The following is a 14,836-nucleotide window of genomic DNA, read 5'->3' as shown; positions in this document are numbered from 1 at the left end:
TATCTACTTCAAAAAGCCCTCCTCATCTTCTTTTGGTTTGGCGGTTGGCTGTTGCATTCCCGTTGAATCTGTACTGATGGTATAACTTGAATTACAGCCCAAGTCGGCACCTTCTGGCTTACGGAAAGGCTCTTTTTTGAAACCTGCAATGGCTAAAGATTTATCGGCATAAACTTTATCCATAAACATAGCATAGGCAGGCATTGCCATTTTTGCTCCTTGTCCAAGCGATAAACTACGGTAGTGAATACTGCGGTCGTCGCCACCAACCCAAACACCTGCCACTAAGTTTTGAGTTACCCCCATAAACCAACCATCTGAATAATTGGAAGTTGTACCTGTTTTTGCTCCAATGTCATTTTCTTTAGTGCAATTATATCGGTTCAAACCTTGTGCCGTTCCTCCAGATTCTTGGATTGCTCCTTTCAACATGTGGGTCATTTGGTAGGCAGTTTCCGAGCTGATTACTTTTTTAGAAGTAGTTTCAAAACGCTTTAATTCGTTGCCGTTTTTATCTTCAATTCTTAAAATCAAGATTGGGTCAATTCTTTCACCTTCGTTCATGAAAGTACAATATGCTGCCACTTGCTCATAAACGGAGACCTCACTTGCACCCAAACACAAAGCAGGCGTTTCATTTAATGTACTTTGGATTCCTGCACGGTGGGCAAATTCTGCTACTTTTTCTGGGCCTAAAGCCTTCATTAATTTGGCAGAAACCGAATTAATCGAAAGCCCCATAGCGTGACGTAAACTCATGCTTGCATAAGAATATCGTCCTTCTGAGTTTTGCGGAGTCCATGTTTTGCCAACTAATCCATCTTCAGCTCCAAAAGTTACGGGTTCATCTACTACATTTTCACAAAGGCTTGCAGAACCGTTTTCCAATGCCGCCGCATATACAAATGGCTTAAATGTTGAACCTGGTTGACGTTTCGATTGGCGAACGTGGTCGAACTTGAAAAATTTAAAATTGATACCGCCAACCCATGCTTTTACGTGACCATCGTTTGGATTCATCGCCATAAAACCACAGTTTAAGATTCTCTTATAATAATTCATCGAATCCAAAGGTGAAAGTGTTGTGTCTCGGTCGCCTTGCCATGAAAAAACGGTCATTTTCACAGGCGTTTTCAATATTTTCCAAACAGCTTCTTCATCGCCGTTATATTCTTCCATCAAAGATTTATAACGTTGAGTACGTTTCATAGCATCTTTCAAAAAACCTTTGATTTCGTGCATTTTTTCATCAACCCAAGGATTACGCCCTTTCCAATGAGCATAAAACTTTTTTTGTTGGTCTTTCATGTGTTCGTCCAAAGATTCCTGAGCGTATTGTTGCATTCTTGAATCTATGGTCGTGTAAATTCTTAATCCACTGGTATAAAGGTTCAATTTATCGTTATCATCACGAGTTGAATTGATGTCTGCTAAAGCATTCTGCAATTGTTTTTTAAGGGCTTCACGGAAATATGGAGCATCGCCAGTATTCTGATTTTCTACTTTGAAATTAAGTCCAAGTGTTTTTTCTTGTAAATCAATGGCTTCTTCTTTGTCGATATAACCATAACGATACATTTGTCCAAGCACAACATTTCTACGAGTTACACAACGTTCTGGATGACGACGTGGGTCATAAAGTGAAGGATTTTGTAACATTCCAATTAAAGTTGCGGCTTCTTTTTCAGTTACATTATTGACATCTTTTCCGAAATACGTTTTACAAGCTACTCTAATTCCATAGGCATTATTACCAAATGATACTTCGTTGAGGTACATTTTTAAAATCTCCTGTTTGGTATAACGGCTTTCTAAACGTACCGCCAAAATCCATTCTTTGGTCTTGGCAATAACGGTTCTGATTAATGGAATTTTGGCTAAAATTCCTTTGTAACTTGTTCCATCTTCTGTGTTGTCTTCTTCGGCACTATGGCGGGTATCAAATAAATTTTTGGCTAATTGTTGAGATAATGTACTACCACCCCCTGCACTTCCCAAGTGTGTAATTACTCTGAATGTAGAGCGTAAATCTATCCCCGAATGTTGCGTAAACCGAGCATCTTCAGTAGCAATAAGAGCTTTGATTAAATTAGGAGAAAGTTCTTCGTATTCAACAGGTGAACGGTTTTCACGGAAATATTTGCCCAATTCTACACCATCTTCGGAATATAAAACTGAGGCAACTTGGCTCTTGGGATTTTCCAATTCTTGTAAACTGGGCATACCACCAAATAACCAAAGGAAATTGAACTGAACGGCTAAAATATATAATAAAAATGAAGCCAGACCAAAGCCAGACCATTGCCAAATTTTAGCTATAATGGATTGATATTTACCTTTTTGTAATTGAATCATACTATATAAATTGTAAGGATTTTTAGAATTAGGGAAAGCTATTTTTATACAAAATATTTGAAATAGCTCGATTATACAAATTTAGAAATATTAAATGACAATTCTTATAGTCAAGATAGATGTTAGGGCTTAGACATTGAACAACGGAGAAATCCTCATTGACCAATACCTAAGCCCTAAATGTGTGTTTTTATAATTATCTGAATAATGCTATTTTTTTTCGGCAGCTTGTAAGCGTTCTTTTGCCATTGCAATTAATTGACTTTTAGGATAATCGGTAATGAAATTTTTTAATGCTTTTTGATAAACTTCTGATGATTGTGTTTTGGCTAAAAGCATTGTTTTTAAGAATACAAATTTATCTTCAATTTGACTGTTTGGATATTGTTTTAAACCTGTATCAACAAACGTTTGTGCATCCGTAAAATTATTCTGGGTGTAATAATCATAAGCTTCTGCATAAAGTTTTTGAGCTTCCGACTCTTTGCCTGTCGTTAATGTTTCGTTGGTATTTCGGTTTAATAATCGAGCGAAATAGGAGTCTTCATAATCTTTCATCAACCTTTTTCTGTACGTTTCTTTTCCTGCGGGATTATCTTCATTCAATAAACACAGTAAATATAAGGCTTCTGGTTCGTGCGATGATTTTGGATAATCACTCAAAAAATGCTCAAAGGTAATTACGGCATTTCGTGGCTCATTTAATTTGAATTTATAGACTTTCCCTAATTCAAAAGAGGCTTCTTCTTTGCGTTTTTGAGATGCCACTAAAGCCTCTGCCGAAAATGGAATTTTAGCTTTTAATTCTGTTATGTCTGCTTTGTTTTCTGAATCTTGTGGAACACTAAGGTTTCTTAAACTTGTATTGTTATTATTTGCCTGTGTATTGTTGGCGGGGCTGTCAAAACTCATGACATTGTCTTTACTTTTTCTTCGCCAGTTATCTTCCAAAGTTCTTGTTCCCCAAACAGTTGTAAAGGAGGTTTTTCCTTGTTGTTGAGCAATGGGATTTGTAAAATACCAAGAGGTTTTATTAGGGTCAGTAAAAACATCGGTATTTGATTTTACCTGTTGTTGTATGCCTCTGTTTACCACTTCTTGAGCTTTACGTAAATCGGCTTGTTGTTTTGCTTTTCTGTCTAAAACTATTTTTTCTAAAACCTTATCTAATTGAGCAGGATTCATTTTAGCTAATTTTTGCAAAGAATCTTCCGTTTTGATAATGGTGAATTGTTTAACAAAATCACCCAAAGAACGTTGCTTTTCAAGCACTCGTTTGTAAGCAGGGTCTTGCGGAGGTAATAATGAAGCCGTGCTGTCGTAATATGCTGCTGCCAGTTCATAATTGCCCATTTTATTGTAATACAAATCAGCTAATTTCAGGAAAGTATAAGGTAATTGTTGCAAATTCTGGCTATTGCGGGCAGAGGCTTGTAATAATTTCACGCCATCTTTTGAATTCCCTTTTCGCATTTCTACCATCGACATCGCTTCGTAGATTTTATCTTGCAAATCTTTATTTTTAGAGTCTTTCAAAAGTTTTTCAAAACCTTCTGTTTGTCCTAATACTAAAGCATTATTAAGTTTTGCGTAAAATCCTAAATCATAAGATGGACGACTTTTATTGACTGCCAAATACATTTCAGAAGCGGCATCTTTTTCGTCTAATCCTTCATACATTTGTCCCGCTGCGTACAATACACGAGCTTTTTGCTCATTCTTTTTCATGTATGGCAAGGCTTCTTCAATAATGGCAACGGAGGTTTCGTATTCGCCTTTTAGTTGGTGTAAATATGCTTTTGTCAAATAAAAATCACGAGTATTTTCTTTGTCCAAAGGTTCTTCTCTCAATAATTCTGCAACTCTCAATGCTGTTTGGTACTCGCCTTGCTCAACGTATGCACGCATAAGTCCGATAAGTGCCGCATCACGTGCTTTGTCGCTCGTGGCATTGGTATTCACATATTTAAAAGTTTCAATCGCATTTTTATAGTCAGCTTTCATCAAACGAGCCTTTCCGATAAGAACATAGGCATCATCCAACCATTTTGAATTTTGATGACGTTCAGCAACTAAGGATGCCTTTTTGATAATGGATGTTAATTGTTCGCTAACAGACCCTGCTGAGTTGGAGTCAATCGGAATTAAGATTGGTAATTGTTGAGAATAATTGTCTTTATGTGCCTCAAAAAGGATTTTTTCTGCCTCTTGCATTTTTACATTAGCCTGAATAAGAGCATTGTATTTTGCATTAACATTGTGAAAACCAACGCTTAAAGGCGAACTGCTATATTGTGAACATCCCAAAAGGATTCCACAAATGATGGCTATGTATAGAAAGTATTTTTTGTTCATTTCTTGAAAAGAGGCACAAGGTGACAGTCGCACAGAGGCACAAAGAGAAAACGGCTAACTAACCGTAATTTTAAAACGCAATTTTACACAAAAATAGTATCAGTTTCCATGCCAAAGGAATAAGAATTCAAATACAAGGTTATAATTGATTGAAAATTAAACAATCAGAGCAAAATATATGGTTTTTTGACTGCTTTTTTACCTTGAAAATAATTCTTCAAAAAACTATCTTGTCTAATATTTCTATTGTGCTAACAAAGGTTTATTTTTGTAAAATGGAACAAAATAATACTCCCAATAAATATGCACGTTATGCAGGGGCAGGAATGCAGATGCTCGTGACGATTGTCATTGGCGTATATCTGGGTACTTGGTTGGATGAAAAATTCAAAATGCAAACGCCGTGGTTTACTGTTGGGTGTTCGTTGTTTTTCATTTTTGCAGGAATGTACTTATTTATCAAAGGATTACCGAAGGAGTGATGGGAGTTTGTGAGTTTATGAGTTTATGAGTGATAAGTTTATGAGTTTATGAGTGATAAGTTTGTGAGTTTATGAGTGATAAGTTTGTGAGTTTATGAGTTATGAGTTTATGAGTGATAAGTTTGTGAGTTTATGAGTGATAAGTTTATGAGTGATAAGTTTGTGAGTTTATAAGTGATAAGTTTGTGAGTTTATGAGTGATAAGTTTGTGAGTTTATGAGTGATAAGTTTGTGAGTAAGGGAAAAATTAACTCTTAACTCTTAACTCTTAACTCTTAACTCTTAACTCTTACCTCTTAACTCTTACCCCCCTAAATCCCCTAAAAAAATGAAAATACTTTCTGAAATCGCTATTGGTTTAGTTGCCTTAGAGGCTTTTTATATTTTGTATATTGAAATGTTTGCTTGGACAACCAAAGGTCCAAAAATATTTAAAGGTTTTCCGAAAGATTTGTTTGTGCCAACCAAAAGTTTAGCGGCAAATCAAGGATTGTATAATGGCTTTTTGGGAGCAGGACTTGTGTGGTCTTTATTAATTACCGACTCACAATGGAGCGTCAATGTGGCTTGCTTCTTTTTAGGTTGTATTATCGTGGCAGGAATTTACGGTGCTTTGACAGCACAAAAATCAATATTTTTTACGCAAGCAATGCCTGCAATTATTGCTTTAGCTTTGACGTTGTTGAGATAGATTAATTGATAATTACTCACTTTACTAATTGCTCATTGTCCATTATTAATTACCCATTACTCATCCATCTTTTACCCAATTACTCGTTCCCCAATGGAAGAGATTAGAAAACGATTTATTCAAGGATTTTTTATTCTGATAGCGTTGATTTACGTTAGCAGATTATTCTATTTACAAGTCATCGACGAAACTTATAAACTTGATGCTGAAAATAATGCCATCAGAAAGTTGATTCAAGTACCTTTTCGGGGTTTGGTTTATGACCGAAACAAAAAACTGATTGTAAGCAATACCGTTGTTTATGATTTGTATGTTACGCCCAAAAAAGCAAAAGTTGCAGATACGCTTCGTTTCTGTGAGATTTTTGGTATTACTCGCCCTGAGTTTGACAGCCTTACTCATCTTGCCAGAATTTACTCTCCCGTTCGTCCGTCATTGATGTTACGTCAGCTTTCTCGACAAGACTATGCTCGTGTACAAGATGCAATGGTTGATTATCCTGGATTCGACTTTCAGGTTAGTGCTTTACGTACCTACGACTCGAAAGCTATGGCTAATGCTTTAGGATATGTTGGGGAAATCAGTCCAGAACGCTTATTGAAACAAGAGGAAACTGGAGACGACTATTATCGTCAGGGTGACTATGTAGGCGTTACAGGTTTGGAACGCCAATATGAGGAAAAACTCAGAGGAGAAAGAGGCATTAAATACATGATGGTAAACAGTCGGGGTGTTGAAAAAGGTGCGTTTAAAAACGGTGCTTTTGATAAAGACCCTATTGCTGGTAAAAATTTAATTACGTCTATCGACATCAATTTGCAAGCCTATGCAGATAGTTTGATGCAACACAAAGTAGGTAGTGTGGTAGCCATTGAACCCTCAACAGGTGAAGTTTTAGCGATGGTTTCTGCTCCAACTTATGACCCAAGTTTGTTATCGGGAAGAACGTACTCTAAATACTTCCAAACCTTAAATCTAAATCCATTACATCCGTTGTTGAATCGTCCACCAAGTGCGTATTATCGACCAGGTTCAACATTTAAGATTATCCAAGCATTGGTTGCTTTGCAAATGGGGGCTATTTCGGCAGGAACAGGTTTTGGGCATGGCGGCTCTCCAATAAATTGTAGCCACAATCACCCCGTAGCAAGTGATGTACAAAAAGCCATTCAGTATTCTTGTAACCCATATTTTTACCAGACTTACAAACGAATGATTTATAAGAACAATGAAACCAATGTTTTTAAAAAATCGGCAGTAGGTTTAGAAAAATGGGACGAAATGGTTGCTAAATTCGGTATAGGACAATCTTTAGAAATTGACCTTCCGAATGAGAAAAAAGGAAAATTGCCCGATGTTCCGTATTATGATAAAATGTACGGAGGGCAAGAAAAAGCACCGCTTCGTTGGAAGTTTTCAAATATTGCCAGTAATAGTATTGGAGAAGGAGAAATTATTGTAAATCCTCTGAAAATGGCAAATGTAGCAGCAATTATTGCCAATAGAGGCTGGTATTATCGCCCACACTTAGTCAAAGGAATTGGGAAAGTTGGGGATATTGACGAAAAATATAAAGAAAAAATTTCCGTAGGCATTGACCGCCGTCATTTTGAAACCGTTATCGGTGGAATGGTTGCGGCAGTTAATAATGGTACAGTTTCGGGAGACGGACGTTTGAGTGATATTCAGATGTGTGGAAAAACAGGAACGTCACAAAACCGACACGGAGAAAACCACTCCATTTTTATAGCTTTTGCTCCGAGAGAAAATCCTAAAATTGCCATTGCTGTTTTTGTCGAAAATGCAGGTTCTGGTGGGGCTCATGCAGCTCCAATTGCTTCATTATGTGTTGAAAAATACATTAAAGGGCATTCTGACAGAAAAGCCATTGAAACAAAATGGATGAATAAGGGCTATCCAATCAATATAATTAGAACTACTCCCAAATCAGACAATTCTAAAAACCCTTCTGCTAAGAAAGACAGTGTTGTGAAAAAAGTAGATGAAGAATTGTTTTTAACAACCCCACAAACTTTACCACTCATGGGGGCAGAAAAACCAAATACCTTTAAAATTCCGATGAAACCGAAGAGGTAAAGGAAATAGTTATTGGTTAATTGGTTATTAGTTATTGGTTGTGCTTAAATAAGTAATCGTTCAAATTTAAACCATTTTTGGAATTTTATAAGCCATTGATAATCAGGCTTATGATGGTGCTAAATCCTAACACCTAAATCCCAACCCCTACTTATTTGAGATAACCAATTCCTAATTATCGGTAACCAATCACTAATCACTAAAATAATGGCAAGACAAGAGAAAATATCAAAAAATTTAGATTGGATTACTGTCCTCCTTTTCATCGTGTGTGTGATAGTAGGCTGGGCAAATATATATGCAGCAATTTATAATCCCGAAAACCCGCTTTGGATTGGCGACGCTGGCTTTTTCGATACCAATGCAGGTAAACAACTTATCTGGATTGGCACTACGGTTTTATTAATTATTGCGATTTTAGTAATTGATTACCGTTTTTATGAAACGACTGCATTTTTCATTTATGGTTTCTTTATTTTCATGCTAATTTCCGTTTTTGTGATTGGGGCTGAGATTAAAGGTTCGCACTCATGGATTCGGATTGGCGGTTTTCAGATACAGCCCGCTGAGTTTGCTAAAATGGCAACGGCTTTAGCTCTGGCAAAATACGTGAGTACGCCAATGGTTAATTTGTCTCGTTTCAAAGACCAATTTAATGTAGCTCTTATCATCTTGATTCCACCTGTGTTGATATTACTTTCAAAAGAAACGGGAGTTGCATTGGTTTTTGCTTCATTCATGGTTTTGTTATATCGTGAAGGTCTTCCGGGAGTTTATCCTGCATCATTTCTGAGTATTATTATATTATTTGTATTGTCACTGATTTATCCTTCTTGGCAAATATTTGTGGGTTTGGCGGTTTTATCGGGATTAATAATCTGGATTTTACCACGTTATGAACGCAAAACTCGGAATATTCTGATGATTTTGGGCGTTGCTTTTGCGATGGGTGTTTTTGCTACGGGGGTTGATTGGGCAATTAATAATGTTCTCCAAGAACACCAGAGAAACCGTATAAAAGTATTAATCGACCCTGATTTTGACCGTAAGAAAACGGGGTATAATGTTCGTCAAGCTAAAATTGCAATTGGTTCGGGTGGATTAATTGGGAAAGGTTATTTACAAGGAACACAAACCAAATTTGATTTCGTACCCGAACAAAGTACCGACTTTATTTTTTGTACTGTTGGCGAAGAAGAAGGTTTTGCAGGAAGTTTATTAGTGGTGGGCTTGTTTCTGAGCTTATTATTGAGAGTTATTTACTTAGCAGAGCGACAAAAATCTCGATTTGCCCGAGTCTATGGCTATGGCGTTGTTTCAATTTTGTTTTTCCACTTTATGGTTAATATTGGAATGACAATTGGCTTAATGCCCGTAATCGGGATTCCTTTGCCGTTTTTTAGTTATGGAGGTTCTTCGCTTTGGTCGTTCTCTATTTTATTATTCATTTTCTTAAAAATTGATGCTCACCGTTCTCAGGTTTTATCAAGATGGTAAAAAGAATAAAGATTTTTTGAATTACGATTTACGAATAATAGTTGGAGAGAGTGCTAAATCCTAAAATCAATAAATCGTAGTTCAAACAAAAGATTAATCGTCAATCTCTAACATACAATTCCAATATGACCACAACAGATACCTCTATTTCTAAAAATGCAAAAATACTGATTGCCGTAGCTGCTTTGGGCTATTTTGTGGATGTTTATGACCTTATTCTTTTCGGGGTAGTGCGTAATCCGAGTCTTGCTAATTTAGGTTTAGATAAAGCACAACAATTATCAGAAGGGCTTTCTCTGTTTAATATTCAAATGGCAGGAATGTTGATTGGCGGAATGTTATGGGGAATTTGGGGAGATAAAAAAGGGCGTAAATCGGTATTGTTTGGCTCAATTTTGATGTATTCAACTGCCAATGTTTTGAATGGATTTGTTCAAGATACTGCATTTTTAGAAGCAATAACACAATACGGAATCCTCAGGTTTATGGCAGGAGTTGGTTTAGCAGGAGAATTAGGAGCTGGAATTACCTTAGTTAATGAAACTTTACCAAGAGAAAAAAGAGGAATCGGAGCGTTGGTGATTGCTGGAACAGGTGCATTAGGAGCCGTAACAGCGGCAGCAGTTGGGGGTGCAAGTCAAGACCCAGAATGGTGGAGAATTTGCTACTTTATTGGTGGAGGAATGGGGCTTTTCTTATTGATTTTACGTTTTGGAACTTTTGAATCGGTACTTTTTCAGAAGGTAGAAGCAGGTATAGAGAAAGGGAATTTCCTAAGTCTTTTCTCGAATCGAGAACGTTTTATGAAATATTTTTACTGTATTTTGATTGGTTTACCTGTTTGGTACGTTGTGGGGATTTTAATTTTAACTGCTCCAGAAATGAGCAAAGTATTGAATATTCAAGGAGAAATTACAGGAGGAAAAACCATTATGTTTTGCTACACAGGACTTTCTTTGGGTGATTTTTTGAGTGGTTGGGTAAGCCAAGTTTTGAAAAGTAGAAAGAAAACCGTTTACATATTTGTGATTTTTGCCGTTTTAGTCACCATTGTTTTTCTCAATGCCAACGGTTTATCTGCCAATGTTTTTTACATTCTTTGTTTACTTTTAGGTTTTGGAGGAGGTTTTTGGGCTGTTTTCGTTACGATGGCTTCAGAGCAATTTGGTACAAATATCAGAGCAACTGCAACAACTACTGTTCCTAATTTTGTACGTGGGGCATTAATTCCAATTACGGTTGGTTTCAAAGCTTTGATTCCATCTTTTGGGCTTGTTACTGCTGCTTTAATTATAGGAATAATTTGTTATGGTGCCGCTTTATTGGGGACTTATAAATTAGAAGAAACGTTTTCTAAGGATTTAGATTTCGTTGAATAATGTGATAAATATCTATTCAAAAAAATAACGCTTTGTATTGTTGAACCAATGCAAAGCGTTATTTTTTGATAGTTTTACGAGTTTAAAACCACTTTCTCAATCACTTCTGGAAAGTGTTTATGTTCTAAAACTTGCCCTTTGGCGGCTACGTCTTCAGGGGTGTCGGTAGGCGTAACGGGGTATGACGCTTGAAAAATGATTGCTCCTTCGTCGTAATGTTCATTAACAAAATGAATGGTAATACCCGATTCCGTTTCTTTGTTTTCCACAACGGCTTCATGTACAAAATGCCCGTACATTCCTTTTCCTCCAAATTTTGGTAAAAGTGCAGGGTGAATATTGATGATTTTGTTTGGAAAAGCCTCTACCATATTTTTGGGTACAAGCCACAGAAAACCCGCTAAAATCACCCAATCAATTTGGTTTTCTTGTAAAGTTTTCACGACTTCTCCCGACTTAAAAGCAGGGCGGTCGAACATCACTAAGGGAATTTGTAATCTTTCGGCACGTTGGATAACGCCAGCTTCGGGATTATTACAAAGGAACATTTTTACGTTAATCTCCTGAGAGTTAGCAAAATATTCAACAATTCGCTCGGCATTAGAGCCAGAGCCTGATGCAAAAATGGCAAGGTTTTTCATTATTGTTTTCGGATAATTAGTTGAATGTAAACCCGAATTTTATTTAAGTTTCGTGGGATTGATATATCTTAAAGAAGGAATTTTTCCAAAATCGCTGTCATTGTCAGAAATTAAGATTAAGTCATTGACAAATGCAGTAGCAGCAATTACGGCATCGGGAAGTCTCACTTTTAAATTTCTTCGTATTTCAGAAGTCTTACCAATAACGTCTTCAGTTAATCCAAACTCTTCTGAAATATTGATGAATTCTTCAATTAAACTTAATGTAGTCGGATTGGTATTCCAACTTAATAATTCAATACGTGTAATCACTGAAATTTTACAACTAAAAGTATTGAAAATGTTATCTAACAACTCGTCGCCTTTTTCGGACAACTCTCCCTGAATATATTTTGTAAATACATTGGTATCAATTAGATAGCTCTTTCCCATTCGTCACGTAAATTTTGGAGTTCTTGGTTATTTTGGTCTTTCTGTTCCTGACTTAAATGTTTTAAAGCTCCTCTAAATTGTAGAGAAGGTTTTGTTTTTTTTTCAACCTCTTTTTCTTCCTCCAATATCGTAATCAAAACCTTTGCCTTACGAGGAATATCATTTGGGTGATTCCAAGTAATTTGCCCATTATTCAATGTGCCTTCATAAGTTTGTAGCATGATTTTAAATATTTTATAATGCTCAAATTGATTTGTTTAATACAAATGTATAAAATTTGATTTTTATTCACTAACCAACTTTGCTTTATACTGATGCAAAAATGGCAAGGTTTTTCATACAAAAATCATCGTCAAAACGCCAATTAGCATAATAATTTTACAGGCGTTACTCAAAAAAGAAAAGTCTCGGGGTTTGTCGGCATACACTAATTTGTATGTCAAAAATCCCACAGGAAACATCATTAATAAAAAAATATAAGCAATTCTATTGTTTGGAAGTTGTGTTGCTAAAATGAAAAGCGTTGAAATAAAAGAAGCAATCAGGAAGTAAAGCAATAATTTGGTACGGGCAATTCCCCAAATGATTGGTAATGTTCTGCAACCATGTTTTTCATCACCTTTCACGTCTTCCATATCTTTAATTATTTCCCGAATCAGGGTTATGAAAAATGAAAAAATAGCATAAATCCATACTTCTCGTTGATGCCCGGGATAATAAACAGCTAAAACCAACAAAGAAAATCCCGTGAGAATGGCAACCATCAAATTTCCCCAAAAAGCTAACCGCTTCAATTGATTGGAATAAAGCCACAAGCAAAAAACGGCTGCCAAATTCACCAAAGCCACTTTTCGGCTGACAAATAAACCCAACAAAATGCCAGAACCATTGAAAATTTGATGAATCAACAAAGCCCAACGACGTTTGATATATCGACCAATAACAACTCTTTCAGGTTTATTAACTAAGTCAATTTTTACATCATAATAATCGTTAATGATATAACCCGAAGCGGCAATCAAAACTGTTGAAAGTGAAATAAAAAACAGGTTTCTCTCTTTGAGGATTTCAAATAAATGATTGATTGATAGTGTTTTATCTTCAATTAAAAAGAATCTGGTGAAGTATTGAGTAAAGACAATAATCGCCAAATTCTGCCAACGAATTAAACGTATAAATCCTTGTAAGGTTTGGAGATATGTTACTTTGCGAGGTTCTTTCATATTGTTTTAGAGATTAAAACTTAGAAGGTAGGAGGTCATAATTTTATGAACAACTAAATCCCAATTTCTTATCCCCAATACCCAAAATTATCTCTTTTTAGTCCCCCAAAAAAGAAAATCTTTTAATGAATGAGACATTTTTATATTTTCTTTGTTCTAATTATGAATAGATGTTAAAATTAGGTTTTAGTGTTTAATCTAAATCAACATTCTGTCAATCGCTCATTATTTCTTTCCACATTGAATATTGATAAATGAAAATCGGAATTGTTTGTTATCCAACCTACGGAGGTAGTGGTGTAGTAGCCACCGAATTAGGAAAAGCCCTTGCTAAAGTGGGTCATCAAGTGCATTTTATTACGTATTCTCAGCCTTCAAGGTTAGATTTTTTTAATGAAAATATCTTTTACCACGAAGTGAGTATTTCATCTTATCCGCTTTTCCAATATTTACCGTATGAGTCGGCTTTGGCGAGTAAAATTGTAGATGTAGTTGTTAACGAACGCCTTGATTTATTACACGTTCATTATGCTATTCCACACGCTTCTGCTGCTTATTTGGCAAAACAAATTCTGAAATCCAAAGGAATCCACATTCCATTTATTACCACACTTCACGGTACAGATATTACTTTGGTTGGTAAAGACCCATCATTTGAACCAGTCGTTACCTTCTCAATCAACGAATCAGACGGCGTGACGGCGGTTTCTGAAAGCTTGAAAAAAGAAACTTACGAAGAATTTGAAATTGTTAACAAAATTGAAGTAATTCCCAATTTCATTGACTTAGAACGTTTCAAAAAACTAAGAAAAGACCATTTTAAAATAGCGATTTGTCCGAACGGAGAAAAATTATTGATGCACACTTCTAACTTCCGAAAAGTGAAGAGAATTGAAGACATCGTACAAGTTTTTCATCGAGTGAACCAGAAAATTCCGAGTAAATTATTATTGGTTGGTGATGGCCCAGAACGTACAAGTATTGAAATGCTTTGTCGTGAATTAGGTGTTCAACAAGACGTTAGATTTTTAGGAAAATTAGATGTTATTGAAGAAGTTTTATCTTTAGCAGATTTATTTTTCTTGACTTCCGAGAAAGAAAGTTTTGGATTAGCGGCTTTAGAAGCAATGGCTTGTGAAGTGCCAATTATTTCATCAGATGCAGGCGGAATACCAGAAGTTAATATTCACGGAGTAACAGGTTATGTTTCAAAAGTTGGAGACGTAGATGATATGGCAAAAAATGCAATTTCACTTTTGGAAGATGACGATAGGTTGAATCAATTTAAACATAATGCTTTGGAAAGAGCAAAAGAATTTGATATTGAAAATATTTTACCTTTGTACGAGCGTTATTATGAAAAAATAACGGCAACAAGTTGGAAATTCCCCGCACAGATTTGTGCTGAGAAGTAAAGTTTGTAAAATGTGAAACTAATCATGTTATAAATTGTAAGTGATGGAGAAAATAGACTTTAATATTAGACTTCCTGCGAAAGTGTTTTAAGTCGTCAAACAACATCTTTTCGGCTACAAATAGCGAAAGTTTTTCAAGATTGGGCATCCCCCATTTCTCTGCTATGCTTTCAAAATTTTCTCTATTTTCACTCGAAAATATACCATTTTTCAATCATAAAACACTTTCGCAGGAAGTCTAATATTTGGCGGATTTAAGGTTAGGCTTC

At 35.8% G+C, this 14,836-nt stretch carries 12 protein-coding genes; 6 read left to right on the top strand and 6 right to left on the bottom strand.

Annotation, left to right across the window (positions count from 1 at the left end; all coding sequences use genetic code 11):
- Positions 1–3 precede the first annotated feature (3 nt).
- Positions 4–2,355, bottom strand: a complete 2,352-nt coding sequence (locus tag LV89_RS12385; RefSeq protein ID WP_109743215.1) for a penicillin-binding protein 1A — start codon at positions 2,353–2,355, stop codon at positions 4–6.
- A 210-nt stretch (positions 2,356–2,565) separates the two neighbouring features.
- Positions 2,566–4,710 (bottom strand): type IX secretion system periplasmic lipoprotein PorW/SprE, encoded by a 2,145-nt coding sequence (gene porW / locus LV89_RS12380; RefSeq protein ID WP_109743214.1) that lies wholly within the window; start codon positions 4,708–4,710, stop codon positions 2,566–2,568.
- 275 nt (positions 4,711–4,985) lie between these two features.
- Here porW and LV89_RS12375 point away from each other — a divergent pair, with 275 nt between their 5' ends.
- The 5 genes from LV89_RS12375 (at position 4,986) to LV89_RS12355 (ending at position 10,856) form a co-directional block, all read left to right on the top strand.
- A complete protein-coding gene (locus LV89_RS12375) occupies positions 4,986–5,192 on the top strand; it encodes an AtpZ/AtpI family protein (protein ID WP_109743213.1) in 207 nt (68 codons plus the stop codon).
- A gap of 328 nt (positions 5,193–5,520) precedes the next feature.
- The gene (locus tag LV89_RS12370; RefSeq protein ID WP_109743212.1) at positions 5,521–5,883 is read left to right on the top strand and encodes a DUF1304 domain-containing protein; all 363 of its coding nucleotides are present in this window, start codon (positions 5,521–5,523) and stop codon (positions 5,881–5,883) included.
- 93 nt (positions 5,884–5,976) lie between these two features.
- Positions 5,977–7,980, top strand: coding sequence for a penicillin-binding transpeptidase domain-containing protein (locus LV89_RS12365; RefSeq protein ID WP_229201508.1), 2,004 nt, complete (start codon positions 5,977–5,979; stop codon positions 7,978–7,980).
- Positions 7,981–8,187: 207 nt separating this feature from the next.
- Positions 8,188–9,477, top strand: a complete 1,290-nt coding sequence (gene rodA / locus LV89_RS12360; RefSeq protein WP_109743211.1) for a rod shape-determining protein RodA — start codon at positions 8,188–8,190, stop codon at positions 9,475–9,477.
- Between the two features lie 125 nt (positions 9,478–9,602).
- Complete coding sequence (locus tag LV89_RS12355; RefSeq protein WP_109743210.1) at positions 9,603–10,856, top strand: MFS transporter; 1,254 nt, start codon at positions 9,603–9,605, stop codon at positions 10,854–10,856.
- A 74-nt stretch (positions 10,857–10,930) separates the two neighbouring features.
- Here the strand turns inward: LV89_RS12355 and purN are convergent, their stop codons facing one another.
- The 4 genes from purN to LV89_RS12335 all read right to left on the bottom strand — a co-directional run bounded on the left by purN (position 10,931) and on the right by LV89_RS12335 (position 13,152).
- Complete coding sequence (gene purN, locus LV89_RS12350) at positions 10,931–11,497, bottom strand: phosphoribosylglycinamide formyltransferase (RefSeq protein ID WP_109743209.1); 567 nt, start codon at positions 11,495–11,497, stop codon at positions 10,931–10,933.
- 39 nt (positions 11,498–11,536) lie between these two features.
- Entirely contained in the window at positions 11,537–11,929 is a 393-nt protein-coding gene (locus tag LV89_RS12345) for a type II toxin-antitoxin system VapC family toxin (RefSeq protein ID WP_109743208.1), read from the bottom strand.
- Positions 11,911–12,150, bottom strand: a complete 240-nt coding sequence (locus tag LV89_RS12340; RefSeq protein WP_109743207.1) for a hypothetical protein — start codon at positions 12,148–12,150, stop codon at positions 11,911–11,913. The genes LV89_RS12345 and LV89_RS12340 overlap by 19 nt, the downstream gene beginning before the upstream one ends.
- 114 nt (positions 12,151–12,264) lie before the next feature.
- Positions 12,265–13,152 carry a geranylgeranylglycerol-phosphate geranylgeranyltransferase gene (locus LV89_RS12335; protein ID WP_109743206.1) on the bottom strand — a complete coding sequence of 296 codons (888 nt, stop codon included), beginning with the start codon at positions 13,150–13,152 and terminating at the stop codon, positions 12,265–12,267.
- Positions 13,153–13,406: 254 nt separating this feature from the next.
- Between LV89_RS12335 and bshA the strand changes: the two genes are divergently transcribed.
- Positions 13,407–14,567 carry an N-acetyl-alpha-D-glucosaminyl L-malate synthase BshA gene (gene bshA, locus LV89_RS12330; RefSeq protein WP_109743205.1) on the top strand — a complete coding sequence of 387 codons (1,161 nt, stop codon included), beginning with the start codon at positions 13,407–13,409 and terminating at the stop codon, positions 14,565–14,567.
- Positions 14,568–14,836: the final 269 nt, after the last annotated feature.

The sequence above is a fragment of the Arcicella aurantiaca genome, from assembly GCF_003148625.1.
Taxonomy (GTDB): Bacteria; Bacteroidota; Bacteroidia; order Cytophagales; family Spirosomataceae; genus Arcicella; species Arcicella aurantiaca.
Note: the sequence above shows the minus strand (reverse complement) of the source record. Positions and strands in the feature narration are given on the sequence as shown.